Origin of the sequence: Helicobacter sp. NHP19-003, from assembly GCF_019703305.1 — a bacterium.
Taxonomy (GTDB): Bacteria; Campylobacterota; Campylobacteria; order Campylobacterales; family Helicobacteraceae; genus Helicobacter; species Helicobacter gastrocanis.
Map to the genome: position 1 here is coordinate 280,171 of NZ_AP024814.1, position 25,624 is coordinate 305,794.

At 49.4% G+C, this 25,624-nt stretch carries 20 protein-coding genes and 1 pseudogene; 16 read left to right on the forward strand and 5 right to left on the reverse strand.

The features are described 5' to 3' along the window. Positions 1-8: 8 nt before the first annotated feature. Together K6J72_RS01585 and rpsO are read right to left on the reverse strand one after the other, a co-directional pair. Positions 9-1,256, reverse strand: coding sequence for an O-antigen ligase family protein (locus K6J72_RS01585; RefSeq protein ID WP_260320627.1), 1,248 nt, complete (start codon positions 1,254-1,256; stop codon positions 9-11). 19 nt (positions 1,257-1,275) lie between these two features. Next, positions 1,276-1,548, reverse strand: a complete 273-nt coding sequence (rpsO, locus tag K6J72_RS01590; RefSeq protein WP_221280042.1) for a 30S ribosomal protein S15 — start codon at positions 1,546-1,548, stop codon at positions 1,276-1,278. Positions 1,549-1,660: 112 nt separating this feature from the next. Here rpsO and flhA point away from each other — a divergent pair, with 112 nt between their 5' ends. From flhA to K6J72_RS01630, 8 genes and pseudogenes are all read left to right on the forward strand, one after another. Next, entirely contained in the window at positions 1,661-3,859 is a 2,199-nt protein-coding gene (flhA, locus tag K6J72_RS01595; protein ID WP_221280044.1) for a flagellar biosynthesis protein FlhA, read from the forward strand. 8 nt (positions 3,860-3,867) lie between these two features. Further along, on the forward strand, positions 3,868-4,953 hold the full coding sequence (locus K6J72_RS01600) for a DHH family phosphoesterase (protein WP_221280046.1): 1,086 nt from the start codon (positions 3,868-3,870) through the stop codon (positions 4,951-4,953). Positions 4,954-4,985: 32 nt separating this feature from the next. Continuing rightward, on the forward strand, positions 4,986-5,678 hold the full coding sequence (locus tag K6J72_RS01605; protein WP_221280049.1) for a hypothetical protein: 693 nt from the start codon (positions 4,986-4,988) through the stop codon (positions 5,676-5,678). 10 nt (positions 5,679-5,688) lie between these two features. Next, positions 5,689-6,679: pseudogene (gene pheS / locus K6J72_RS01610) on the forward strand (phenylalanine--tRNA ligase subunit alpha). Beyond that, positions 6,679-8,970 carry a YtpR family tRNA-binding protein gene (ytpR, locus tag K6J72_RS01615; protein WP_221280051.1) on the forward strand — a complete coding sequence of 764 codons (2,292 nt, stop codon included), beginning with the start codon at positions 6,679-6,681 and terminating at the stop codon, positions 8,968-8,970. Before pheS ends, ytpR begins: the two are co-directional and overlap by 1 nt. Then, entirely contained in the window at positions 8,967-10,262 is a 1,296-nt protein-coding gene (aroA, locus tag K6J72_RS01620; RefSeq protein ID WP_221280053.1) for a 3-phosphoshikimate 1-carboxyvinyltransferase, read from the forward strand. The genes ytpR and aroA overlap by 4 nt, the downstream gene beginning before the upstream one ends. A 90-nt stretch (positions 10,263-10,352) precedes the next feature. Continuing rightward, entirely contained in the window at positions 10,353-11,021 is a 669-nt protein-coding gene (locus K6J72_RS01625) for a type 1 glutamine amidotransferase domain-containing protein (protein ID WP_260320628.1), read from the forward strand. 28 nt (positions 11,022-11,049) lie between these two features. Beyond that, entirely contained in the window at positions 11,050-11,874 is an 825-nt protein-coding gene (locus K6J72_RS01630; RefSeq protein ID WP_221280057.1) for a 4-hydroxy-3-methylbut-2-enyl diphosphate reductase, read from the forward strand. 139 nt (positions 11,875-12,013) lie between these two features. Here K6J72_RS01630 and K6J72_RS01635 read toward each other — a convergent pair whose 3' ends face one another. Beyond that, complete coding sequence (locus K6J72_RS01635) at positions 12,014-12,949, reverse strand: phage tail sheath protein (protein ID WP_260320629.1); 936 nt, start codon at positions 12,947-12,949, stop codon at positions 12,014-12,016. Between K6J72_RS01635 and K6J72_RS01640 the strand changes: the two genes are divergently transcribed. Genes K6J72_RS01640 through K6J72_RS01670 form a run of 7 tightly spaced genes read left to right on the forward strand, consistent with a single transcriptional unit; the run spans position 12,948 to position 19,163 of the window. Next, positions 12,948-13,196, forward strand: coding sequence for a helix-turn-helix domain-containing transcriptional regulator (locus K6J72_RS01640; protein WP_221280060.1), 249 nt, complete (start codon positions 12,948-12,950; stop codon positions 13,194-13,196). The two genes, K6J72_RS01635 and K6J72_RS01640, sit on opposite strands and share 2 nt — an antisense overlap. Positions 13,197-13,208: 12 nt before the next feature. Beyond that, positions 13,209-14,018 (forward strand): DNA-methyltransferase, encoded by an 810-nt coding sequence (locus tag K6J72_RS01645; protein WP_221280062.1) that lies wholly within the window; start codon positions 13,209-13,211, stop codon positions 14,016-14,018. Continuing rightward, a complete protein-coding gene (locus tag K6J72_RS01650) occupies positions 14,011-14,223 on the forward strand; it encodes a hypothetical protein (RefSeq protein WP_221280064.1) in 213 nt (70 codons plus the stop codon). Before K6J72_RS01645 ends, K6J72_RS01650 begins: the two co-directional genes overlap by 8 nt. Before the next feature lie 9 nt (positions 14,224-14,232). Continuing rightward, positions 14,233-15,597: a phage portal protein gene (locus tag K6J72_RS01655; RefSeq protein WP_221280066.1), complete on the forward strand. Its 1,365-nt coding sequence runs from the start codon at positions 14,233-14,235 to the stop codon at positions 15,595-15,597. Beyond that, on the forward strand, positions 15,587-16,192 hold the full coding sequence (locus K6J72_RS01660; protein WP_221280067.1) for a hypothetical protein: 606 nt from the start codon (positions 15,587-15,589) through the stop codon (positions 16,190-16,192). The genes K6J72_RS01655 and K6J72_RS01660 overlap by 11 nt, the downstream gene beginning before the upstream one ends. A gap of 4 nt (positions 16,193-16,196) precedes the next feature. Further along, on the forward strand, positions 16,197-17,426 hold the full coding sequence (locus tag K6J72_RS01665; protein WP_221280070.1) for a DUF1441 family protein: 1,230 nt from the start codon (positions 16,197-16,199) through the stop codon (positions 17,424-17,426). Next, complete coding sequence (locus K6J72_RS01670) at positions 17,427-19,163, forward strand: phage terminase large subunit family protein (protein WP_260320630.1); 1,737 nt, start codon at positions 17,427-17,429, stop codon at positions 19,161-19,163. Between the two features lie 335 nt (positions 19,164-19,498). Here K6J72_RS01670 and K6J72_RS01675 read toward each other — a convergent pair whose 3' ends face one another. Further along, complete coding sequence (locus tag K6J72_RS01675; RefSeq protein ID WP_221280072.1) at positions 19,499-20,269, reverse strand: S24 family peptidase; 771 nt, start codon at positions 20,267-20,269, stop codon at positions 19,499-19,501. A 449-nt stretch (positions 20,270-20,718) separates the two neighbouring features. Between K6J72_RS01675 and K6J72_RS01680 the strand changes: the two genes are divergently transcribed. Continuing rightward, positions 20,719-22,233 (forward strand): replication initiation protein, encoded by a 1,515-nt coding sequence (locus tag K6J72_RS01680; protein ID WP_221280073.1) that lies wholly within the window; start codon positions 20,719-20,721, stop codon positions 22,231-22,233. Positions 22,234-23,243: 1,010 nt separating this feature from the next. On the opposite strand, the gene K6J72_RS01685 is transcribed toward K6J72_RS01680, so the two are convergent. Then, positions 23,244-25,622, reverse strand: a complete 2,379-nt coding sequence (locus tag K6J72_RS01685; protein WP_221280075.1) for a hydantoinase B/oxoprolinase family protein — start codon at positions 25,620-25,622, stop codon at positions 23,244-23,246. Between the last annotated feature and the right edge of the window lie 2 nt (positions 25,623-25,624).

The following is a 25,624-nucleotide window of genomic DNA, read 5'->3' on the forward strand; positions in this document are numbered from 1 at the left end:
GCTAGCCCCTAGTTGTGGGTTGTTGCCCATTCGCTCTTTAGCAACTCTGCGGGCAGTCGCTCTGCCATTGCTGCCATCACCACCATCCCCACAAAAAAGCTCCCCTCAATGAAAAAATCAAAGGGATCAAAACCAATTCCAAGACTCACATAAAAGACCAGCATAGAGAGCATGAACACTCCGATGGTGTCCTTTCGTTTGGCAAAAAAGCACCACAGCACGCATATAAACCACGCCAAAGCCACTAGCCCCAAAATCCCCCGATGCGCTAAAGTGTTGAAAAATTCATTGTCGTATTTCTCGGCACAATCGATTTGGTCGGCTTTGCGGTAGGAGTGCGACAGGGCTAAAATTTGATCTAGTCGCCTGCATTTCGTGCTAAGGCTCATGCCAATGAGGGGTGAAAGCTTGGCGATGGCTAGGGCTTCTTGCCAGCGAGCAAGGCGCAGGCCGATGCTGGATTTGGGGTTTTTTTGCGTGTAAAGCTGTAGGTCGTGGCTAAAATTTTCATCTTGCGTCCTTGCAGTGTGCAAGAGGGCATGCTGCTCTAGGACTTGGTTTAAGAAAAACAGGCCCCCAAAGCACAGCGCCATCAGCCCCATATAGCGCCATTGTTTGGTGCGCCTTAAGAACACACATAGAGCTATAAAAGTGATGGCAAAAGCGATGGAGGCGCTTCTGGTGGCGCTAAAAAGCACCACTAAAAAACCCACCACCATCGCTGCGCTAAAAAGCCACCTTTCTTTAGAGTTGTGGGTATAGATGGCGTAGATAAAACAGCCAAAGAGCGCCATAGAAGTGAGCGTAACAAAGCCCACAACCGTGCTAAGGCCCACCACCCGCCCCATGCCCAAAAAGACCTTTTGCACGAGGGCAAACCCTCCATTGAAAAAACAGGCAAAAGCCATGCTGTAAAACAAGATTTTTGTGTGGAGGCGTATTTGTATGCTGCTAAGACAAATGAGCGCAACCACGCCCAGCACATAGACTAAGGGCATGTTTAAAGAGCGTAAATTGTAATGCCATGCTTCTAAATCCCCGCCCACAAATAAATTTGGCAACACCACTAGAAACATCGTGAGCATGGAGGCGATGAGCCATTTAAAGGGTCCTAGCCGCAGCGGGGGTTTGCAGGCTTTGTAGTAGAGCAAAGCCCCTAGTGCCAACGCCACCATGAGAATTTGGGGGATGGGTTTTTTAAACGAAAAGATAAAGAAGAGAGTGAAAAAAAGGGTCGCCACCTTGTGGCGATCCAAAGAGAGCCATGCAGGGAACTTAACGATTCTTGATGCCTAGTGTGTTGATGAGCTCTACATAGCGGTCGTGCTTAGTGTCTTTGAGGTATTTGAGCAGGTTTTTGCGGTGCCCCACAAGTTTTAAAAGCCCTAGACGGCTTGAGTGGTCCTTGGGGTTGTTTTTTAAATGGGCGGTTAAATCCGCAATCCTTTGGCTCAGGAGGGCAATTTGCACCTCACATGAACCCGTGTCGTTGTCTTGTCTGGCGAAGCGCTTGATGATCTCTTGCTTCTTCTCCGTACTTAAAGCCATGAAGACCTCCTAATAGGAAATTTAGATAAGCGCGTATTATAACCTAAAAAGTCAAATTTTACATGAAAAATTGTAAAATGCAGGTTTAACGCAGTTTAATTCAAGGCATTTAGTGGCGCGCAACAAGCAAAAGAGCATTTTAAAACGGACTTTCCCCTTTTTAAGACAACTCACCCAGTCCAAGGACTTGACCGTTGTCGCCTTTGTGATCGCCATTTTGGCGATCATCATCGTACCCCTGCCCCCCTTTTTGCTCGACTTCTTGCTGACGATCTCCATTGCCTTGTCAGTGTTGATCATCTTAATCGGGCTTTACATCACCAAGCCCACAGACTTTAGCGCCTTCCCCACCTTGCTTTTGATCGTAACACTTTACCGCCTTGCACTCAATGTCGCCACGACCCGCATGATTTTAACGCAAGGCTACAAGGGTCCCAGTGCCGTGAGCGACATCATCAGTGCTTTTGGGGAATTTACCGTGAGCGGCAACTATGTGATCGGGACGATCATTTTTAGCATTTTGGTTTTGGTGAATTTATTGGTCGTTACCAATGGCTCCACCCGCGTTACTGAAGTGCGTGCGCGCTTTGCTTTGGATGCGATGCCCGGTAAGCAAATGGCGATCGATGCGGATTTAAACTCGGGGCTGATTGACAATGAAGAGGCCAAAAAAAGGCGGGCGGCTTTGAGCCAAGAGGCGGATTTTTACGGCGCGATGGACGGGGCGAGCAAGTTTGTCAAGGGCGATGCGATCGCTTCCATCATCATCACCTTAATCAACATCATCGGAGGTTTTTTGGTCGGGGTGTTCCAAAGGGACATGACGATGGCTTACAGCGCCTCGACTTTCACGGTTTTAACCATCGGCGATGGGTTAGTGAGCCAAATCCCCGCTTTGATCATCGCCACGGCTACGGGCATTGTCGCCACCCGCACCACCCAGCACGAGGAAGAAAACTTCGCCAGCAAGCTCATCACCCAGCTCACTGACAAGAGCAAAACCTTAATCATTGTGGGCTTTATTCTCTTGCTCTTTGCCAGCGTGCCGGGGCTTCCCACCTTTTCGCTCGCCTTTGTGGGGAGTTTGTTTTTATTCATTGCGTGGCTCATTTCAAGGGAGGGTAAGGACAATTTATTTTCCAAATTTGAGGCGTGGCTGAGTAAAAAAACAGGCATTGACTTGAGCCACAAAGCCGCCGCCCCCACCGACCAAGCCCCCACTGCCCGCCCCCAAAAGAGTGCTGAAGAAATCAAAAAAGAGGAAGAGCAAGCCATCAATGAAGTGCTGAAAATCGAGTTTTTAGAGCTCGCTTTAGGCTACCAGCTCATCTCTCTAGCCGATGTCAAACAGGGGGGGGATTTGCTCGAGCGCATCCGCGGAATTAGAAAGAAAATTGCCAGCGATTACGGCTTTTTAATGCCCCAAATCCGTATCCGCGACAATTTGCAACTCCCCCCCACGCATTATGAAATCAAGCTCAAGGGGATCGCCATCGGGGATGGGAGCGTGATGCCTGAACGCTTTTTAGCCATGAACACGGGGTTTGCGGGTAAAGAGATCGAGGGCATCCCCACTAAAGAACCCGCCTTTGGCATGGACGCACTGTGGATCGAGCCTAAGGACAAAGAGGAGGCGATCATCCAAGGCTATACGATCATCGACCCCTCCACCGTGATCGCCACGCACACCAGCGAATTGGTCAAAAACTACGCCGAAGAGTTTATCACCAAAGATGAGGTGAAATCTCTCTTAGAGCGGCTAGGCAACGACTACCCCGCCATTGTAGAAGAGGCTAAGAAAATCCCCACAGGGGTGATCCGCTCTGTTTTGCAAGAGCTCTTGCATGAGAAAATCCCCATTAAGGACATGCTCACCATCTTAGAAACCATCACCGACATCGCGCCTAGCGTGCAAAACGACATCACCATTTTAACCGAACAGGTGCGCGCAAGGCTCTCTAGGGTCATCACCAATATTTTTAAATCTGAGGATGGGACTTTAAAATTACTCACGCTAGGCACGGCCACCGAGCAGTACTTGCTCAATAAGCTCAAGGATCAAGCCTCGGGTAAATTCTTGCTTTTAAACGCTACAGAAATGCAACAACTCATCGAGCATGTGTCCGCCGAGTCGATGAAAATCTTGCAACGAGGGATCGCCCCCGTGATTTTGATTGTCGATCCCGAACTGCGCCGCCCTCTCTCCACGAAAATGGAGCAGTTTAAAATCGACATTGTGGTTTTAAGCCACGCCGAGCTAGACACGAACGCTAAATACGAAGTGCTCGGCACCATCAACATCAATTTTTAAGGACAAGAATGCAAGTTTTCCACTTATCCCATATTGATTTAGACGGCTATGGATGTCAATTCATCAGCCGCCATTTTTTCAAAGACATCAAGTTTTACAACGCCAATTATGGGCGGGAGGTGAGCGCAAGGCTGCACGAAATTTTAGACGACATCCACAAAACCTTAGAGCCTAAACGCAAGATTTTAATCCTCGTTACAGATTTGAATTTAACCCTCAATGAGGCGCAGTTTTTGCAAGAACAAAGCGATGCCTTGCGTTTGCAAGGGCTTGAGGTGCAGGTGTTGCTCTTAGATCACCACGCCACAGGCCAAGACGCGGCTAAAATCTACCATTGGTACCACCTAGACACCGAGCGCAGTGCCTCTAAGATCACCTTTGAGACTTTGCAAAAACTCCACACGCCTTTAAAAAGCCTAGAAAGTTTAGCTCCAATGGTGGAGATGATCGATTCTATAGACATTTGGCAAGAGGGGGGCTTTGGCTTTGAGTTTGGTAAGGTGTGTATGCGCATGATCTCTAGCACCCACGAGCTCAACCGCTTCATGTTTGATGAGGAGCACAGGGCGTATAAATTCGCCCTTTTAGAAAAAGTACCCGACTACCTGCACCAAGAGAGGGGCGAGGTCGCCTTTGACAACGATTTATTCAGGCTCAAAAAAATCGCTTTGGGGGGCAACCCGGATTTAGAAACGATGGACAACATCGCCTCCAACGCCCAAGTCGCCCTACTTGCAAAGAAAAAAGAGGAGTGCACTCTAGAGTGTGAGGGCAAGAGAGGGTTTTTAAGTTACAGCATGGGGGGCATTAGCGTGTTGGCTAATTTGTTCTTAGAGCAAAACCCTGAATTTGACTTTTATATGGATGTGAGTCCCAAGGGGTCTGTGAGCTTGCGATCTAATGGAAAGTGTGATGTGAGTAACTTAAGTAAGCAATATTTCAATGGGGGCGGGCATAAAAACGCCAGCGGGGGCAAAATTGAGGGCTTTAAAGAAAGTTTTAGCTACTATGACATCAAGGAGCAGTTAGAAAAGGTGTTTCACAAGGAAAAGGCAGCTGATTATAGTTTCTTTGGGAATCGCTTCGAATTCTAAGCTAAGTCCAAAGAAGATTGAAAGGAGAGTCCATGAAAGCCCGATCTGCATCGTATTTTCTCGCTCTAAGTTTACTGACAGGTTGTGTGAGCTACCAAGTCAAACCTGAAAAAATCACCAGTTACAATAATGGTATACAGGTTTTAACCTCAGCCAAGCCCGACTCCAAAGTCCAAATTGAGGTTGCCCAAAAGAAATTAAAAGGCCTAGACAATCCGCCCCTAGTGATCTATGTGGGAGCGCAGATTTTGAGCGGCACCCCTGTGAACTTCGACACTTCTAACATCTCTGTGAGCGAGAAGGGTAGTCCTTTGCCCGTGTTGGGTTTCCAGGCAATGATGAAGTCCAGCTACGACTTTGAACCCGTGTTGCAAAAATTCAACATCGCCACCCCCAACAGCAACATTGTGGAGGACGGCATCGGCCCGTCCATGTTCTACTACGGACAGGGCAGCTTTTTGGCTTACGACATGATGTTTGGCATGCCCTTCATGATGATGGACGATGTGCAGACTCAAGAGATCATGCAAGAGGAGCGCCAAGCCTTTAAAATCATGGCGATCAACTACCTTAAACGCTCCACCCTAAAACCCAATGGCAAGGCTAAGGGGGGCTTTGTGGTGATCGATCCTAAACCCATCAAGCCGGGCATTCTTGTGGTGAAAGTTACCCTACACAACGAAACCCACACCTTCAAAATAGACATCCAAAACCCACAACAATAGAAAGGCAGGCATGCAGGCATTACAAGTGGCTTTAGAAAAGCTAGAGGCGGCTAGGGATTTACACGCACTCGAGGAAGTGCGCCTACTTGTACTAGGCAAAAAGGGCTTGCTCGCCCACGCCTTTGCAGGACTAAAAGACCTCACTCAAGAGGAAAAAACCAGCTACGCGCAAGAACTTAACCAATTTAAAGACAAATTCAGTGCCCTGCACGCCCAAAAAAAGCAAACCTTACAAGCTTTAGAATTGCAAGAACGATTGCAAGCTGAGAAGCTAGACCCCACCCTAGCCCACACGCATTTTAGTGCCAGCTTAGGACATCCCCTAAATTACACCAAAGAGCGCATCATCGCCCACTTCACCCAACGGGGCTTTAAACTGCACCTAGGTACGCTCATAGAGGACGATTTTCACAACTTTAGCGCGCTCAACATCCCCCCACCACCCCGCCCGTGCTATGCAAGACACCTTTTACTTTAAAGACCACAAGTTGCTACGCACCCACACATCTCCCACCCAAATCCACGCCATGCAAGAACAAGAATTGCCCATCAAAATGATCGCCGTAGGCCACACCTTTAGGCGCGATTACGACACCACGCACACCCCCATGTTCTCCCAAGTAGAGGGCTTAGTCGTGGATAAAGGCGTGCATTTTGGGCATTTAAAGCAGGTACTAGAAGAGTTCTTGCACGCCTTTTTTGGTGCGGTGGAGGTGCGTTGGCGTTCAAGCTTTTTTCCCTTCACCGAGCCTAGCGCAGAGGTGGACATTAGCTGTGTTTTTTGTGCTCAAAAGGGGTGCAAGGTGTGTAAAAACACGGGGTGGTTGGAGGTGCTGGGTGCGGGGCTCGTGCACCCGCAAGTCTTTAAAAATGTCGGGCTAGAGGGCGTGCAGGGTTACGCCTTTGGCCTTGGCATTGAGCGGCTTGCCATGCTCTCTTGTGAAATCAACGACTTACGCAGTTTCTTTGAAACGGATTTACGCATGTTGGAGGCATTTTGATGCTGCTACACACCGCCCATTTGGCGTATTTTTTAGACACCGCTGGCTTGTCCATCCCCACCCTTTGCGCGGACTTAAGCCGCATCGGTTTAGAAGTGGAAGAGCAACACCCCTTTAATTTGCCTGAAAAAGTCGTGGTGGCAAAAGTGCTCTCTAAAGAGAAACACCCCAACGCTGAAAAGTTGAGCGTGTGTCAAGTGGATGATGGCACAGAGGTTTTACAAATTGTGTGTGGGGCGAAAAATGTAGAGGCAGGGCAGTTTGTAGCTCTAGCCCTAGAGGGGGCGCATTTGCCCGCTTGTGATCTTACCATCAAGCCCAGCACACTAAGGGGCGTGGAAAGTTTTGGCATGCTCTGCTCTGCACTTGAGCTGGGGCTGCCTAAATTAGAAGAGGGGATTTTGGTGCTAGATGAGAGCATCAATGCGGACAAGCCCTTGAAACTCGGCACACCCTTAAGAGAATTGGCCTTTTTTGCCGGCACGCTTTTAGACATCGGCTTGACCCCTAATCGGGGGGATTGCGCCAGCGTTTTGGGCGTGGCTAGAGAAATCAGTGCGCTTTATGGCTTGCCCCTAAAAACCCCAAGCACGCCAGTTCCCAACAAAAAACCCCCCCTAGAGCTCAAACAAAGCCAAGAACATTTAGCCCTAGCCTATGCCCACTTTAGTGCCCCTAGCCTACACCTACCCCTAGAAATGCGCCTAAGTCTAGCCTCGCAAAACACGCTAAGCCCAAGCCCCCTAGACAATCTCTTAGCCTATGTTACGCACCTTAGTGGGGTCATCTTGCACGCTTACCCCGACACGCCCCTAGAAATCAAAGAGGATAAACTAGGCTTTGTCAAAGCCTACTCTCAAGGTGTGGAGCTTAGCAACATCGCCTTTAACCCTCCCAAAAGCACAGGCTTAAATGCCTTGCTTGAGGCGAGCTTTTTAGACCCCACCTACACCGCCACCCGCTTAAGCACCCACGCCCCCGAGCACACCCCCGCTCTCACGCAACGCACCACAAGGGGGAGCGAAGTGCAAGTCTTGCTAGGCCTTCGTTTGTTGCAAGAAGTGCTGCCAACCCTAAACGCCCCTGCCTTAGAGATTGAGAGCTTTTATAGTGGGCTTGGGGCAAGGTGCATAGAGTTTCATTTAACCGACATCACTAACCTTTTAGGGCTTGAGCTGGGCGCAGACCAAGTTAAAGACATCTTAGAGAGTTTGGGTTTTAGTGTCCAAGTGCAAGGGGAACACTTTAGCGTCCAAGTGCCCCTATTCAGGCACGACATCGCCCAAATTGCCGACATCGCTGAAGAGGTGTTGCGTTTTGTGGGGATTGAAAACATCCCCTCTGTCTTGCTTGAGCTAAACGAGCAGACCAGCCACAACCCTCATTACACCCGCTACTGCTTTGAGCACACACTCGCCACTAAAGCCCTAAGCCTAGGCTTTAAAGAAGTGGTGCATTATCTCTTTGCTAAAAAAGAACATTTAGAACAACTGGGCTACCCCACCCTAAAAGACCCCCTAGACCTGCAAAACCCCATCAACAGCGACCTTAACACCCTACGCACCTCCTTAATCCCCGGGTTGTTGCAGGCGGTGGCGCATAATAAAAACTTGGGCTTTAAAAGCGTGGCGTTGTTTGAGCTGGGCAGCGTTTATAATGCCGATAGACTTGAGAGCCAACAATGGGCTTTTGTTGCCAGCGGGCTTAAAAGCCCACCCCACTACCCCCACCCAAAAGGCGTTGTATGGGATTTTTACAGCTTTGCCACCGCCCTTAGCCAAATTGTAGGCAGTTTTAACTTACAAGCCATAAGCCCCACAGAACAAGAGGCCCAACCCTATTTGAGCACCACCTACCACCCCTATGCCAGTGCGTGGCTTATTGTGGGGGGGCAGAAAGTGGGGGTCATCGGGGCGATCAACCCTATTTTGGTGCAAGAGAGGGATTTATTAGAGGGCTTCATCGCCGAAATACAGGGCAACGCACTAAGTCCCAAGCCCTACAAGGCCAAAGGATTTTCAAAGCTCCCCACCAGCTTTAGGGATTTGACTTTGATTTTGGACAAAGATTGCCACTTTAGCACCTTGCAAGAGGTTTTGATGCAGGCAAACATCCCCCACTTGCAAGAGGTCATAGCCCTTGACCTTTATGCCGAAAACGCCAACCAAAATGCCCTGAGCGTGCGCCTCAAAATCCAGTCTAACACCGCCCTAACCGACCACGAACTGCAAGAAGTGGTGCAACAGGCGTTGGGCGTGCTTGAAACACGCTTAGAGGCTAAACTCAAATGAAGCTAGAAATCAAGGTTGCCAAGCCCTTTAACCTAGAATTAGAGGGCTTGCCCGCTGATAAATCTTTGAGCCACCGCGCCTTGATTTTTGCACTTTTGTGTCAAAAGCCTTGTTTTGTCAAAAACTTCTTGCAGGGGGCGGATTGTTTAAGCACGCTAAATATCGTTAAGGCTTTGGGACTTAAGGTACAAAAACAGGACGCAAACTGCTTAAAACTCACCCCGCCTCAAAAGTTTTTACACTTCAACGAGCCCACTAAACCCCTCAATTGCAACAACTCGGGCACCAGCATGCGCCTTCTTAGCGGACTTTTAAGCTCTAGCCAACACCAGCAAAACCACTATGTCCTCATAGGGGATCGATCTTTAAGCCAAAGACCTATGGGTAGGGTGATTAAGCCTTTGGCACAAATGGGCGCACACATCCACGCAAGGGCGCAAAATTTAGCCCCTCTAAGTGTTCTTAGTGCGCCACTAGATGGGCTGAATTATGCTAGCCCCATCGCCTCCGCTCAAGTCAAAAGTGCCCTACTTTTAGCCGCCTTGCAAGCCAAAGACCCTTTGCATTTTAGCGAGCCACATTTAAGTCGCGATCACAGCGAAAGGGCTCTGCTCGCTCTAGGCGCGCCTATCAAAATCGCCCCTCCCAAACTCACGCTGGAACCCTTGCAAAGACCCTTAGAGTCCTTTTCTTGGCACATCCCCGCCGACCCCTCTAGCGCGTTTTACTTTGCCTTAGCGGTGCTGTTGGTGCCGGGCAGTGCGGTGCTCTTAAAAGAGGTGCTGCTCAACCCCACCCGCATAGAAGCCTTTAAGGTCTTGGAACAAATGGGCGCAAAGGTGCATTATGTGCCAAAAGGGCAAATGGGGACAGAGCCTGTGGGGGATATTTATGTAAAACACAGCCCCCTAAAGGCGGTGCATATCAGCGAAAACATCGCCAGCTTGATTGACGAACTGCCCGCCTTAGCCGTGGCTATGAGCGTGGCCAAGGGGGTTAGCGTGGTGGCTAACGCCAAAGAGTTGCGCTTTAAAGAGAGCGATCGCATCGCCACGACTTTAACCAACTTAGAAAAATTAGGGATTGAGTGCCACGCTCTAGAGGATGGTTTTCAAATCGTGGGAGGTGCTTTCAAGCGCCCCAAAGAGCCCCTAGAGAGCTTTAAAGACCACCGCATCGCGCTTAGCTTTGTGGTGGCACTCTTGGCTTGCGGGGGGGCTTTAGAGGGCATAGAGTGCGCAAGCGTTTCCTTCCCTCGCTTTTTAGACCTCTTTAAGCGTCTTGTTGCTTAGGGCTTTTGACAATCTAGTAAAATATGCTAGGATGTTTAAGAGGGGGTAATCAAGGCGTTTTACGCACAACAAGGAGAATCAATGAAGAAAATGTTAGTTATTGTCACGAATGTTTCCAAGTACCCCAATGATGAGAGACCCACGGGTTTATGGCTTGGCGAAGCTGTCCACTTCGTGCACGAGGTTGAAAAGGCTGGCTACTCTGTAGATTATGCCAGCCCTAAAGGCGGTTACACACCCATTGACCCACACAGCCTAGAGAGGGATTTTATGAGCCCTATAGATTGGCAGTACTACACCAACCAAGCCTTCATGGATTTGTTGGGGCACACGCTCCCCGTATCTGCGCTTAATCCTAAAGACTATGCCGCCATTTACTATGCCGGCGGGCATGGCGTGGTTTGGGACTTCCCAGACAATGTTGCATTGGCCCAAGTCGCCCTAGACATTTACAACAACGGCGGGGTGGTGTCCTCTGTTTGCCACGGCGCAGCAGGGCTCTTAAACATTAAAAATAAAGAGGGGAATTACTTGATTGCAGGCAAAAGGGTAACCGGGTTTTCCAACACGGAGGAAAAGGCGGTGCAATTAGACAAACTCGTCCCCTATTTGACTGAGGATGCGCTCATCGCAAGGGGGGCCAAATATGAAAAAGTAACGGATTGGGCACCCTTTGCCCTCACAGATCAGCGCATCGTTACTGGGCAAAACCCCGCTTCAGGAGCTTTAGTGGCCAAACAAGTTTTGGAGTTGCTCTAATTTTTAGGGTTTTGATGGAGGAGTGCCCATGCGCGTGAAAATGGCAAAGAATTACGGCTTTTGCTTTGGTGTGAAAAGGGCAATTGAGATCGCCCAAAAAAACAAGAACAGCCTAACGCTAGGCTCTTTAATCCACAACCCCAAAGAGATCAAACGCTTGGAGCAAGATTACAATGTGCGGGTGCAAGAGGAGGTACAGAGTGTGCAGGCAGACAAGAGCGTCATCATCCGCACGCATGGAATCCCCAAGCACGACCTCGTCTTGCTAAAAAACAAGGGGGCGCATATCATTGACGCGACTTGTCCGTATGTGATCAAACCGCAACAGATCGTGGAAAAAATGAGTGCAAAGGGCTATCAAATTGTGATTTTTGGGGACGCAAATCACCCCGAAGTCAAGGGCGTGATCAGCTACTCCAGCACCCCCCCTTTGATTGTCAATTCTTTAGAAGAGTTGCAAGATAAAGAGCTTGCCAAGAGGGTTGCCCTCGTGTCGCAGACCACCAAACAAACCCCCAAACTCTTGGAAATTGCCAGCTTTTTAATCGCCCGTTGCGCTGAGGTGCGGATTTTCAACACCATTTGCAACGCCACCTTTGACAACCAAGAGGCGGTGAGGGAACTGAGCCAAGAAGTGGACATTATGGTGATTGTGGGGGGCAAAACTTCATCCAACACCAAACAGCTTTTCAACATCGCTAAAGAGTTTTGCAAAGATAGCTATTTAGTGGAGGATTTTAACGACCTTGAAGAGTCGTGGTTTCGCTCCAAAAAACTTTGTGGCATCAGCGCCGGTGCCTCCACCCCCGGCTGGATCATCGAGGGGGTTAGAGAAAAAATTTTGGGGTTTTAGGGGCTTTGACTGGCCCCCATTAGCCATCCATGAAAAAAGAAGTGCTAGAATCCAAATTTATCTTTTAAAATCCCCGCGTATCCATTGCCATCGATGAACACATTTCCGCCGGTGAATGCCTGCGCCTTAACTCTCTTCATCACGCTGCTCCATTGACTGTTTTGACTAACTCTGTGCCGTAGTTGGACACCCGGTAAATTTTATTCACAATCCGCCCCACAAGCGGCATCTCCTGCACTTCTTGGCACACATGCAAGACGCCGGCCATGATGCTCTCATTCGTGTTTATGTCTTGAGGCACGCTCATTTTGTAGCCCAAGACAACATTATTCGCCACAAGGCGGCGGTAAAAGGCATCTAGATTGTCCGTGACTTCTTTGAGCGCGTCTGTGAGTTGCATGTCAATGGCGCGCTTTTGGCTTTGCAGCACACTCTCGATGATTGTATCAAAAATCACGATGGAGTGCAGGCTGTCGATGCCCAGATCGGGGTCTCTAGTCTCGCGCCCCCACGCTCTAATGCCATCATCCACGAAACACACAGACATGCCAAGCCCCCTTAAGCGATCCGCTTCACAATCTTGCCCTAAAAGGTACTCAATGGTGTCTACAATGCCCACCACGCCAGCAATGGCGCGGTTTGAATAAGTCTTGGCAAAGCCAAACTCGCCCTCGGCCATCACTTTGGCATAAAGCCCGGTTAAAAACCCATTGAGCGGGCGGACTTCATTGTCCATCCGCCGCACATCTTGGAAGGTCAAAATGCCCCTATGTGTGGTGATGGTGGACAACTCGGTTTTAAGGGCATCCTCGGTTTTGCTTTTCAAGGCTAGGGCAAACACCCCTCTAAATTGATCCGCAATGTCATTTAAAGCCACGCCCACGCCCGCACTATCATATCCCGGGGCTAGAAAGAATTTAGGGCGGATTTTATGCTCTTGCTCGACTTTCTTAAAGGCTTTGATGGCTTCTAGGGCAGCCCCTTGGGCATGCTCCTCATCGGGCTTTTCAAAGGCACTGAGCACAAATTGCCCATCAATGCCTGTGGACTCGATGTCCTTTAAAGGAGTTGCCATGAAAATCACGCTCCACCCTTTTAAAGCTTCTGAGTTTTTAGACACCGATGAGATACGCATGTTGTATCTTAACGCTGTGATAGAAGATGGCAATGTAGCGGAGCTCAAAGACACTTTAGCCATTATTGCCGAGTCTAAGGGCGTGGAATTGCCCGCTTTAGAGGGCGAGTCTTGGCTTTTAGAAGCGTTAAGAAAATTAGGCTTAGGGGTGCATTTTTTGGATGAGAAAAAAGACCAAAGCGCCTAAATTGGAGTGTGCGTGGATTTAGCCGCCTGCCTCAATCAAGTCATCAACGCCGATTGTTTGGAGTTTTTGGTGAAACTGCCATCTAACTCCATCGATTGTGTGCTGATCGACTCGCCTTATTGCAGCGGGGGGGCGAAATCTTTGAATTCCCGCAACAAAAACACCACCGCCAAATACGGCACGGATCGGGCGGTCGCGTACCACCACTTTGTGGGCGATGGCAAAGACCAGCGGGTGTGGGCGTTTTGGATTCAAAGCGTGTTTCGGCAATTTGAGCGGGTGCTTAAGCCTAGTTCGTACTTTTTCAGCTTCATCGATTGGCGGGCGTTGCCCGCTTTGAGCGACACGATCCAATTAGCGGACTTGGCATGGCGGGGGATTGTGGTGTGGAACAAGGGCAATCAAGCCCGCCCTTTTGCCAATGCCTTTAAGCAACAATGCGAGTTTATCCTGTGGGGCACTAAGGGCGATCTGCCCCGCCCCTTAGAGCCCACCTACCACTACGGCTACATTGACGCGCCGATCAATTATGTGCATGGCAATTTGCACCCCAAAGACAAAATCCACAGCACAGAAAAGCCCGTGAAACTTTTAAACCATTTGTTACAAATTGTGCCTAAGGGCGACACCCCACCTGTGGTGCTGGATTGTTTCTGTGGGAGTGGGTCGGCGTTGGAGGCGGCGGCCTCGTTAGGGCTGGCCTACATCGGCGTTGAGAAATCGCCAGAATACGCCCAAATCGCCCAAAAGCGCATGCGATCTATCTTGGGGGGGGTGGTTGTGAGCGCGCCTCTTGCTCTACTAAGGAGGCTACATGCTTAGCTTGAGCGAAAAGATTTATGCGATTGATGCCGCCATTGCGCGCGTTTTGGAGGGCCTTAAAGATGGGGTCGAGATTAGTGAGTATGAAGTTGATGGCTTGCGGGTGAAAAAATGCAACCCCATTGACCTCATAAAAGAACTGCAAAAACTTAAGTGGGCGCTCATGGCACGCAAACGCCCTAAATACATGCAATTTTATTTTTAAAGGCACAACATGGGCTTTTTTGGGTTGTTCAAAAAACAAACTCCCAAGACAAAAAGGGTTAATTTTTTTGCCACGCCCCCGAGTTTAGACCCTAGTCAGTTAGAAAGGCAAGAGCTCTTTAGACTGCTCAACAACACCCAAGCCGATGCCCATTTTGCGCCTTTAAGGGCGCAGGCCAGAAGCATTGCGATGAACTCCCCCTTGATTGCGGGATTTTTCGACACCCTAGATAGCGAGATTTTCGGAGACAATGGGATCACGCTAGACATGGCCAGCCCCGATGCCACCCTAAATGGGGCGGTGGAAAAGGCGTTTTTGAAGTGGCGTGGCGACATCCCTTTTAGTGCCTTGAGCTTTTGGGAAGTGGAGAGTTTGGTGTTGCTGCATTTCAAGCGGGATGGGGAGGCGTTTGTTTATCTCAACGAGACCCCCGCAGGATTGAGCGTGCAAGTCATTGACCCGGTCAATGTGGATGAAACCCAAGATGATGGGCGTTTGGTGAAAAAGGGGGTCAAGGTGGATGAAAACCACGCGCCTATCGCTTACTTCATCAGGGATCAGAACGAAAATTTGCAAGAAATCCCCGCAGATCGGGTGTTGCACATTTTTAAGCGGCTCAATGCGCTGCAAACAAGGGGGGTGAGCGCTTTGGCCCCCGTGATTTACCCGGTCTTTCAAAAAGACCACTTCAAGAGCGCCGAGCTCAAAAGGGCGCGGCTGCAAAGCGAGATCACAGGCTTTTTAGTGCCTAATGAAACAGAAGATGATTTAGACATCCCGGGCATTTTTCAAGATCAAGATCAAGAGCAAAAGCCCCAAACCACCATTCAAGAGCACGCAGAAGTGGGCAAGATGACCTACATTGACAAGAACATTAAGCCCTACTTCACAGAAAGCCACAACGCCACGAACATTGAGTTTTTCATCAAGCAAACAGACAAAGAGATCGCCAAGGCTCTTGGCATCAGTTACAGTACGCTCACGGGCGATTTAAACGAGGTCAATTACAGCTCCATACGGCATGGGGCCAGCGAGCAGCGGCGGCAATTTAGGGGTCTGCAAAACTTCATCATCCGGCATTTACACAACAAAGTCTTTAAGGCGTGGCTGGCAAATGAGATCAAGCGGGGGGCATTTAGGGTGGAGTTGTTTGAAACCATCCTTAATAATTTTGCCTTTAAACCGCAAGGGTGGGAGTACATCGACCCATTCAAGGAGATGAACGCCAACAAGGTCGCCTTAGATACGGGGCAAAAGACTTTAAGCCAAATTTTAAGAGAGCAGGGGCGGGAGTTTGACAGCCACATGCAAGAGCTCAAAAAAGAGGCTAAGGTGCTTAAAAATTCGCCCCTCAAGGCCAAAAATGGCGGCTAATTACGGCGCAATCCGCTTTTTTTTGGCGACCATTGTCGAAGTCAAAAAGTCTAGTGTGAAGGTGCGCTACAACAACACCACGAGCGATTTTGTGCCCTACACGCAAGTCCACAATCAATTCAAAACCAGCTACAGCCCGCCCACAGTGGGTGAAACTGTTTTGTATTTGAAAATGGGGCATTTTGGACTGGTGTTGGGGACTTCAATACTCCCACAAGAGGTGGAGGACGATCAAGACGAAAAAGTCCAAAAAATCAAGTACAAGGACGGCACGACCATCACCTACAGCGATGGGGTGTTGAAGGTCGAAAGCCTTAAAGACTTAATTGTAGAGTGCCAGACCGCCACGCTTAAAGCCCAAAAAATCGTTAAAGTGGAGTGCCAAGAGGCGAGCGTGAAGGCGCAAAATGCCCTAAATTTAGAGGCGCAAACGGCTAAAATCAAGGCAAATTCTGTGGTTGTGGATGCGCCCGATGTTACTTTGGGCGGCTCTATGGCCACCCCCCTAGATGGCGTGGTTACGGGGCAGTGCACCTGCTCTTTCACGGGCGCGCCGCATCCTATGTTTAGCTCAAAGGTCAAGGCGGTTAAATGAAGTGATGGGGGCTGTTGAAAAGGTCATAGGTCTTAGCGTTGATAGGGATTTCATGCGCAAAACCGCCACACGGGCGGAATTGTGCGCCCTTTTGGGGCTAGACACGGCGCAGTTTCGCTATTTAGAGCAAAAGGGCGTGTTTGCGCCCATTGACCTACAACTTTACACCCTAGACAAACAAGACAAAACCCAAAGAATCCAAGAGATCCACTATTACACCCGCGAGTCGGTGTTGAACTACATGCACTACTTGCAAGTTTCTAAAGAGATGGCCCAGGAGGACTTGGCCAAACTTAGGGGGTTCAACAATGAACTCATCTCCATTGATCGGGAATTGCGTAGCGAGCTTACGGCCTTGCAAGACTCCAATGAGAAGTATAAGCGGGCACTAGAGCGGGAGGCTAAGCTGCTAGAGCGCAACCGGGCTTTACGGCATCGGCTCAAAGAAGTGGATAAGGATGCGAGGGCGTGGCGCAAGCTCAAAGACAAAGAAGCTAGGCACGCTAATTATGTTGTGGATGTGCACGAGTGCGCGCGCTTTTTTGGCATAGAGGATGAGGGCGGGGGCATTGAGAATGCGCTTTACTACTTGCGGGCGAAGGGGGCGATTGTGGCCGAGGGGGATAACTTGTATCATTTGCAAAAAAGCGCCATCGCCATGCTCGAATACACCTCATTGAAAGCCAAAGAGGAAGCGGGCACAAGAGATGCCAGCAGTGCTAGCACAGATCAACTCTCAAACATCTTAGGCGTGACGCCTTCTAGGATTTACAAACTCGCCCCAGCGGGGGTTACGATCAAGAACTCTAAGGATGATTGGGATTTGGTGGCGAGCGTGCGCAACTACATCGCCTACAAGCTCGAAACAGAGAAAACAGACCTACAAAGCGCGCGGGCCAGAAAAGAACTCGCCGATGCCAAGATTAAGGAGCTCAATTATCAGCAGAAAATGGGCGAGTTGTTGGACTTTGACACGATCGCTAAGGCTTTGCAAGACATCGCCAGCACCATCAGCAACAAGCTCTACAGCCTGCCTCAAATTTTAAAACGCAAATGCGCAATGCCCCAAGAATTGGAGGGGTTTTTGTGCGCCCAAATTGAAGCAATTTTAGAGGAATTGCAAGACCCCGCCATCTACGAGCGTGCGGCTGACAAAACCCAAGAGCTCAAAGAAAAACGCAAAGAAAAAGAGGATTTAGGGCTGTTTGAGGGGGTAGAGGATGAGGGGGCTTAGGTGGAGGGATTTGAGGACCACAGCCTAAGCCAAATTGAGCGGTTAAAGGCGGTTTTTGCCAAATCCATTTTCATCAAACCCCGTTTGAACCTCTATGAGTGGGCACAAAAATACCGCGTTTTGTCCAAAGAATCGAGCGCATTGTTTGGCAAATGGCAAACCATCAGCTACCAAAAAGAGCCGATGGAGTGCATCAGCGACCCCCGCTACACAGAAGTCGTTTTAATGTGGGGGGCGCAGTTGGGCAAAAGCGAGATTTTGAATAACACGATTGGGTACTACATCCACCAAGACCCGAGCAACATTCTTTTTTTACTGCCCACAGAGGACTTGGCCCAAGACTACTCGAAACGCCGGCTCGCCCCGATGTTTCGAGATGTGCCCGAAGTGGGCGCGCTCATCAACGCCCGCGATTCAAACAACACGATTTTAATCAAGAATTTCAAGGGCGGGAATTTGGCTTTAGTGGGCTCGAACAGCCCCTCTAAGCTGGCGAGCAAGCCCATTAAGGTGTTGATTGTGGATGAAGCCGACCGCTGCGAAAACACGAAAGAAGGCCATAGCATCGTTTTGGCCGAAAAGCGCACGGCGACTTATTTTGACCGCAAAATCGTGAAAGTTTCCACGCCCACGATCAAGGGCTCGAGCTACATAGAAAGAGAATTTTTAGCCAGCGATGCGCGGATGTTTTTTGTGCCATGCCCGCATTGTGGGTTCATGCAGACTTTGGACTTTGAGGGATTGTCTTGCGAAGAGTCGCATGGGGCGGTCGTGTTGGAGAGTGTGCGCTACAAGTGCCTTGAATGCGGGGGGCTGTGGGATGAGAAGCAAAAGAACAACGCCGTGTCCATAGGAGAGTGGCGGGCTACAAACGCCAACGAGCACAATAAGGACAAGGCGGGATTTTATCTAAATGCCCTATATTCGCCTTTTTTTAGCATGCAACAGATCATCAAAGACTACACCGCCGCTAAGGACAATGCCCAGAGCTTGCAGGTGTTCACCAACACCATCGAGGCTAAGCCCTACGAGCCGCCGAGCACCTCCTTTAGAGAGCAGGAACTCTTTGAGCGGGGGGAAAGTTACACGCCCACGACTTTGCCCGATGCCATCATTTTCATCACCAGCGCCACGGACATTCAGGGCAACCGGGTGGAGATTGAGTTTAAAGGGTGGGGGTCGGGTTATCAAAATTGGGGCGTGAAGCATGTGGTGCTACAGGGCAACACGGCTGAGAGCGAGATTTGGGGGCGGCTGTATCGCGAACTGAAGGCGATTTTCTACACCACAAGTGGGCGCAAATTGCAAAGCACACTTAATCTCGTGGATAGCGGGTTTAACACCGAGCGGGTGTATAATTTTGTGCGGCTAGACAAACGCTTTATCGCCACAAAGGGGGCGAGCGAAACCACCTCTAAGAAGGAGTTTTTAAGCCCCCTAAAGCGCATTGCTAAAGGCGTTAGTTTGTGTGTGATCGGCACTTACACGGGCAAGGCGGAGGTGTTTCGGCTGCTGTCTGTGGAGAAAAAGGACATGTCGGGGTATTGCCATTTCCCAAAATCGTACCCTTTTGAGTATTTTGAGCAACTGACCTCAGAGAAAATCGTTAAAACCACCACGCCTAATGGCTACAAGACTTACCGCTGGGTCAAAGTCCGCGAGCGCAATGAGGGCTTGGACTTGTTTGTGCTCAATTTAGCGGCGGCAAAGCTCTTAAAAGTCATTGACAAAATTTAGGGCGCACGCACCCGCATTTTAGCTGAAAGTGCCTATTTTAGGGCTTTGTGGACATGTGGGGCGCAACATGTCAGGGGGGCGCTTTTAAAGCAAATTCAGCAAACATCAAGCGAGAAAAAGGGGCGCTGGGGAGTGGTTTAAAGCCCGCTGCAAACAAGCAAAAAGAGCGCAAAGTGCCTAAAATAGGGGGTTTGATGGCAACATGCCACCCCAAAATAAAATAAAAAATTTGCGTTTTTCGTGGTCTTTGTCGACCGCAATACCCCCCTCTCAGAAGGACCCACAAAGACACCAGCGCCCCCACAAACACCGCTATGCATGTCCAAAGCTCCACGTTAAACGCCTACAAACTTTCCACGCACCACGCCCACTAGTTGCAAGAGCTCAATGCCCTCGATCGTGTAGGGCGTATAAGCCTCGTTATGGGCACTTAGAGTGATCGCACGGCTGTTGTGGTCTTTGCCCAAACGGCGGATGATGATCTCGCCCCCATAATGCACCGCCACAATGTCCCCGCTATTGGGCGGCGTGTTCTCCACAAACACAAAATCGCCGTTCACTAGTAGTGGACTCATCGCATCGCCATGCACTCTTAAAATCTCCATTTTTGCCAAGCTCGTCTTCAGTGCATTGATCATCGAAAAATCTGAACCGCCGCTGAAGCGGTTAAACGGGCTTGCCACGGCAAGCGCAACACCCCCGCCCCCATCGCCCAGCACAAAATAGGCATCCACATCCACAAGCTTCCCAAAAGCCCGCACAAACTTCAGGGAGGGCGCGGTGTTGTTTTTGAGTTTGTGCATGTAGAGCAAAAACGCCTTTTCACTGACACCTACAGCATTGGCCATCTCTTGCCAAGTGCCAAAGTGAAAATGCTTCCTCAACATCTCCACAAATGCCAAAAACGCGCCACAAAACCCCTCGCTATCCACCGCCACCCGATCTGCCAAATCCGGCACAGGCGGGGGCACTTTGGCATCCCCACTTGTGGCGATTTTGAGGTAAGAATACCAAACCTTGTTGGGGATTTTCTGCACGCTTATCCAAGTCGCCGCCGTTTTCCTTGACCGCCCCAATTTCTCAGCCACCGCCGCCAAAGAGCGCACGCCAAAAAGTCCTTCATTGTTTCAACACGAGTCTTGTACTCTTGTCTATCCTGCTTGTCTTTTGCCATCGTGGGCGGCATTGTAGCAAAACCGCCAAGAAAACGCAATTTTGACGCGCTTTCACCCGCCCAAACGCTTTAGCCTTTTTGTCCACCTACACGAATGCCCTTTCTACCCCCCTAGAATGCCCCACAATCAACACAATACCCCTAACCTATAAAAACCCCCTTTGCACTCTCCAAAGCGATTTTAGAGGCATTCACACGCAATTCTTGTTTTAATTCAAAACTCTCTCTTGGGGGTTTGGGGGCTTGCCCCCAAGAGCATATAGATCCAAGCGCAAAGCTTGGCTTACAAAATATTTATTAGAGGCCAAATGTGCCGAGCACCCCGAGCTCATTGAAAAACTATTTCCCGTTAAAGCGAAAATCATTAAGGATTTGGCGCAAGTGGTGCTAGCCCATGAGTGGGAAAGCAATGACACAAGCAGCATCAACACTTCCCAACAAACCAAAGACACCCTAAAGCACTTCAGCACTCTCATGGCGAGCTTGCAAGAGATGCTAGACAATGCCCCAAGCCCCACCATCAAAGAGGGGCTAGAATTTGGCATCAAGGATTGCATCGACAAAATGGAGGGGGCACTGACGGCATGGACGGAGTGGATAGACCCCAAGGACAAGCCCAAAGACACCATCCCCATCACCGAGTTCACAAAGCCACAAAGCGCAAAACCACAAGAGGAAAACACTCCACAGCCCCAGCCACAAGAGCCCCCCCAAGAAGTGGCTAAAGAAGTTGTAGCCCAAGAGCCCCAAACAGCCTTAGCGCCCATCGTGCAAGAGCCCCAAGACCTACAAAAACAAGGGCTTTTAGCCCCCCAAAATGCGCCATCTGTCCCGGGCAAAAGCCTAAGCATCGCCAATAAAAGCCAAATCGTCATGCATAACAACATCTACAAGGTGAATCTAGGGCATTTGAGCGAACTTGAAACAAACTTACTTTTTAACCTTTGCCACCGCCTAAAGGACAAGCAAGACACCTTAGTAACTTACACGGCTAAAGAAATTAGAGCATTTGCAGGCGATCCCAAAATGTCTAATAAGAACTTGCTAAAATTATCCATAGATTTAGTGGATAATCTCATCAAGGCAAATTTTAGACAAATTGCCCAAGTTGATGGCGAATTAACATTAATACGCACCGCCACCATTTTTAGCGTTTTTGAGGTGGGCGTAAGGGATCGCGTTGTGGAGTTTTTGAATGTACAGGTCAATGCCCCTCATTTCACCTATCTACTTAATGAGCTAAGTGCAAATTTTACAGCCATGCGCTTAAGTACTTATATGAGCTTAAGCGGCAAATACCCTAAGAATTTATTTAGGCTTTTGGAGCGGTATAAAAACGAGGCGGTGGATGGCGTTTTCCAAGTGCATATGTACCAAAACGACTTAGAGGGTTTTTGCGCCTTCATGGGCGTGCCCAAAGATTTTAGAAAAGACAATATAGACGCTTATGTGCTGAATCCCGCCATTAAAAAACTCACGCAAAAAAGCCCTAAAAAATCTTTCACCCCCCCCTATAAGTCCATTAAAGTGATTAAAAATAAAGCCAAAGCGCAGGGTGCAAAAGTGCTGGGCTACACCTTTGAAGTTACCCTAAACACCCCCGAGCAAGAGCAAGCAAACGAGTTAGAAAAGGGGCAAGAGCCCCACAAAAAACCCAAACGCTTCACCAAACAAGACATCAAAGCCCTAAACGACACCATTGGCATGCAAGGCGCGCTCATCGTCAAAGACCAAGAGGGCAAAGACTTTGCCCTAAATTATGCATGTGTGGTGGATTTTGTCCCCAGCCCTAAAACGCGAGGAATTTGCATACAATTTAGGGTCAATGGGGTTTTAAACCCAAAAATCCTAGCAATAATTGCCCTATATAAAAAACATGAGGGGCTTGGGCTTTAGCTTGCTCTTGTTGTGCTTGGCTGGCTTGCTCTAGCACCTCTTGTATATCAGTAATGAGGGGCTGTCCGTGTCTTTGAGCATAAATCATAGAATTACAAAAATAAGTTTGATTATCAATAAATTGAAGAGTGAGAAGATTGGCAAATGGCTGCCATGGTGTAAGTTAGCGGGGCTGGCAGCAGAGCTAGAGAACGCTGCACAAAGGCTGAGAAAGATGAGTGTTCTAGAAAACACTACAGACTTGGTTTTGAGGGCGATATAAGGTCCAAGACAGAGTCAAAGTTTTTGACTGTTTCCCAAAAGCTATACAACTATGGAAAGATTAAATCTTGCCGTTCTTTTTGAATGGTATTTCGTGGCAAGATGATCTTCTCAAGCCAAATTGAGCCAAAAACCAAGAAAAAGAGCAAAAGACAAAACAATCAGCCAACCAACCCAGAAAATACATAGCGTTTTTAGCCCTATAAAAGGCTTATAGAACGCAAAAAAGATAACATAAGGTAGGGAAACACCATCAAATCCACAAAATCGATTGTAGGCAATCCTAGAGCGTTCTAGGGGCGTATCCCACTCATTAGCTTCTCTCTTGTATTTGCCACACCTATGGGTAAACGCCACAAACTTACAGCATTACTTGAGATCCGCTTATATATAAGGGCAAACAAGACATTCAAACCTTCATTAATGGAATCCTCAGGCTGCTTAGATTCCGTAAAGTCCCAGGCATTTGCTGCGTTGCTAATGAACGAATGGCTGCATGGTTGTTGCCTTTGTTTTGTACTGAATAGGAGCTTTCATGTAGTGTGCAATACAAATCATACGAACCCATACTTTAAGGCGATTATCTTTGGTGATGCTTTCCGAAGCTAGGGGTTGACGCACCACGAGCGGGTAAATAACCATGGCCTGAACCACACCCAAGCGAGTGCTTGGTGTTTGAATCAAAAGCCCAATCACTAAACTAACCCCACCCTTTTAAATCGCCAAGCTCACCAACTTGGCAAAAAGGGCTAAACTAACTTGGGCCGCACGCCTCCCTCGTATTTGATTTCTAACTCCTCAACCCGTTTTTCGAGTTGGGCGATTTTAACCACATGGCGGTTGGGCATCACCACTAGAGGAATGTCTTTAAGTTTGCCTTTAATGCGTTTAGGTCCGTGGTGATCCCACACGGTGGCGATGAGCTCTTCTGGGTTTTGTTCACCCCAAGAGCCGTAGTAGTAAAGATCTTTGGGGGGTTCGTCCTTGACATGCTTTTTGACAAACTCATCATAGGGCAAGCCCCTTTTTAAGCGGGCTTTGCGCTCATTGGCGCGTAGCTGCATAGTCGCCTTTTCATCGACCACGAAGGTTTCTTTATCCCACACGACTTTATAAATTTCAGAGGCGACATGTTCTGAAATGCGCCCGATTTGCAAATCCTCCATGACTAATTCCGGGTCGCGCTCGAGCACATCTCCATAGCCTCCCCCACAGCCCTGCGCGATCATATACAACTCACCCTCTTGGGAGCGGTCAAATTGCAAACCCATATGGTAGGTGGTATAAACCCCGCCTTTAAAGGGGCGTTCATTCATCACGCGCTCCATAGAGAGGTCAAACTCTTCGGGGTTCTTTTTGATGATCTCAAAAATATTGATCCCCTTGACCATTGCTAGAGGGTAGGTCGCGCATCCATAGCCCCCAAAGAGCCCGGGCACACTGGAGAACTTCGCTCCAGAGGTAACGGTCATAAAGCCCCACTCGGGCGTGTTGCGCGCGGCCACAATCATTTCATAGCCCATACCCCCGCGGTATTTGCCAAAGCCCTGATTATCGCGCACCACGCGCTTACTGACTAATTGCAAGAAGGGCACTTCTTCTTCCATCACCTCTTGTTCGCCAATGTCAGCCATCGCACAGAAAAGTGGGGCGACTGCATCCTCGCCATCTCTAAAGGCCTTCGCCCCCCCGCCCATGCCATTTAAGTCCGCACAGAGATTGCCCACCTGTTCGCCATGTTGGGTTTCCCCGCCCCATAAGAAGTCGTTGATCTGATTAAACCAAGGGGCGAGCACATTGGCGTACTTGGTGCGCATGGAAAATTGCAATTTAGCATAGGCGATTTGCAGGGCACTAAAGGCCCTAAAGGAAGCCTGCAAATTCTGCCCGTTGGGCGCGTCATAAGAGCAATCCCCCCAAGTGCCCTCATCGGAGATGATCTCAATGGGAGAAAGCGCACCTGTGGAGCGGGGCAGATCGGGCCACCAGTGGTTTAAAATCGCTTGGGCAAAGAACGCTTTTGTGGAAGCTAGAGGCGAGTTGATGGCGCGGTTGATGATCTCTTTACCAGAGCCCCTTAAATCCACGGTCATGTGATCGCCCTTGACCGTGATTTTACAGGCAAATTTGATGAGGATATTTTCTTTGAGTGTGGAATCCACGAACTGCTCGACTGTGACCATGCCATCTGGCATAGCGGCGATGCGGCGGCGTACCTCATTTTCCACATCTTCGACTGTCATGCGAATCGCACCCACAAAGGCATCGATGCCGTATTCATCGATCATGCGATCCACAATGTCCATCACCCGGCGCACCGCCCCCATTTTAACTTTAATGTCAGCCAGCATCAGCTTTGGATCGCGCGTGGAGTGCTGTAAAAAAGTGAGCAAGTCGCGGCGCAATTTACCCCTCTCTACGATTTTCATGGGACTTCCACGCAAGCCATCATCAAAGGGGGTTTCAGAGCCTGAGGGCATGCCTCCGGGTTCACACGCCCCGTTTTCACCCTCGTGAATGGTCGCGCCCACCCACGCGATGATTTCTCCATTGCGAATCACCGGGGTGAGCATGGACTGGTCTGTGTTGTGCACACATCCAAAGCGCGCGTCATTGTGGAAAAAACCATCGCCCTCGTGAATCCCCACAGTGGGCTCATCTTTCCAATACTTCATGATATAGCGGATCGGGTGGTGCAAAACGGCAGCAAAAGCGATCACCCCGCGGTTAGACATGTAGCACACATCTCCACTAGCCGTATAAACCGCCACGGACAAGTCTGCCCACTTGGCCCCCGGGGCCGCCCCCATGCTCTCGCACATCTCGAAGGCTTCATCTAATGAGCCACTCAAGCGGCGACGAATCCTATCATATAGAAGCGGATCGCCCCCTTTTTTAAGCACCTCATCCTCTAGGGGTGTGCGTTTAGCAATGGAATGGTGGCGCATGATCGCTGGGTCTGGGCCTAAAAACAGCGTGGTTTCGTTCATAAAATCATCCACCCACGCTTGTTCCTCAGCGCTCAATTCCTTTTTATCGCCCCCTTTTTCGTGGGCGTGGTGGTTGTGGGCGTGTGGGTGGTTGTGGGCGTGGACATGAGTCCCTTTCCCTTTATTGTTGTTTGGCATGG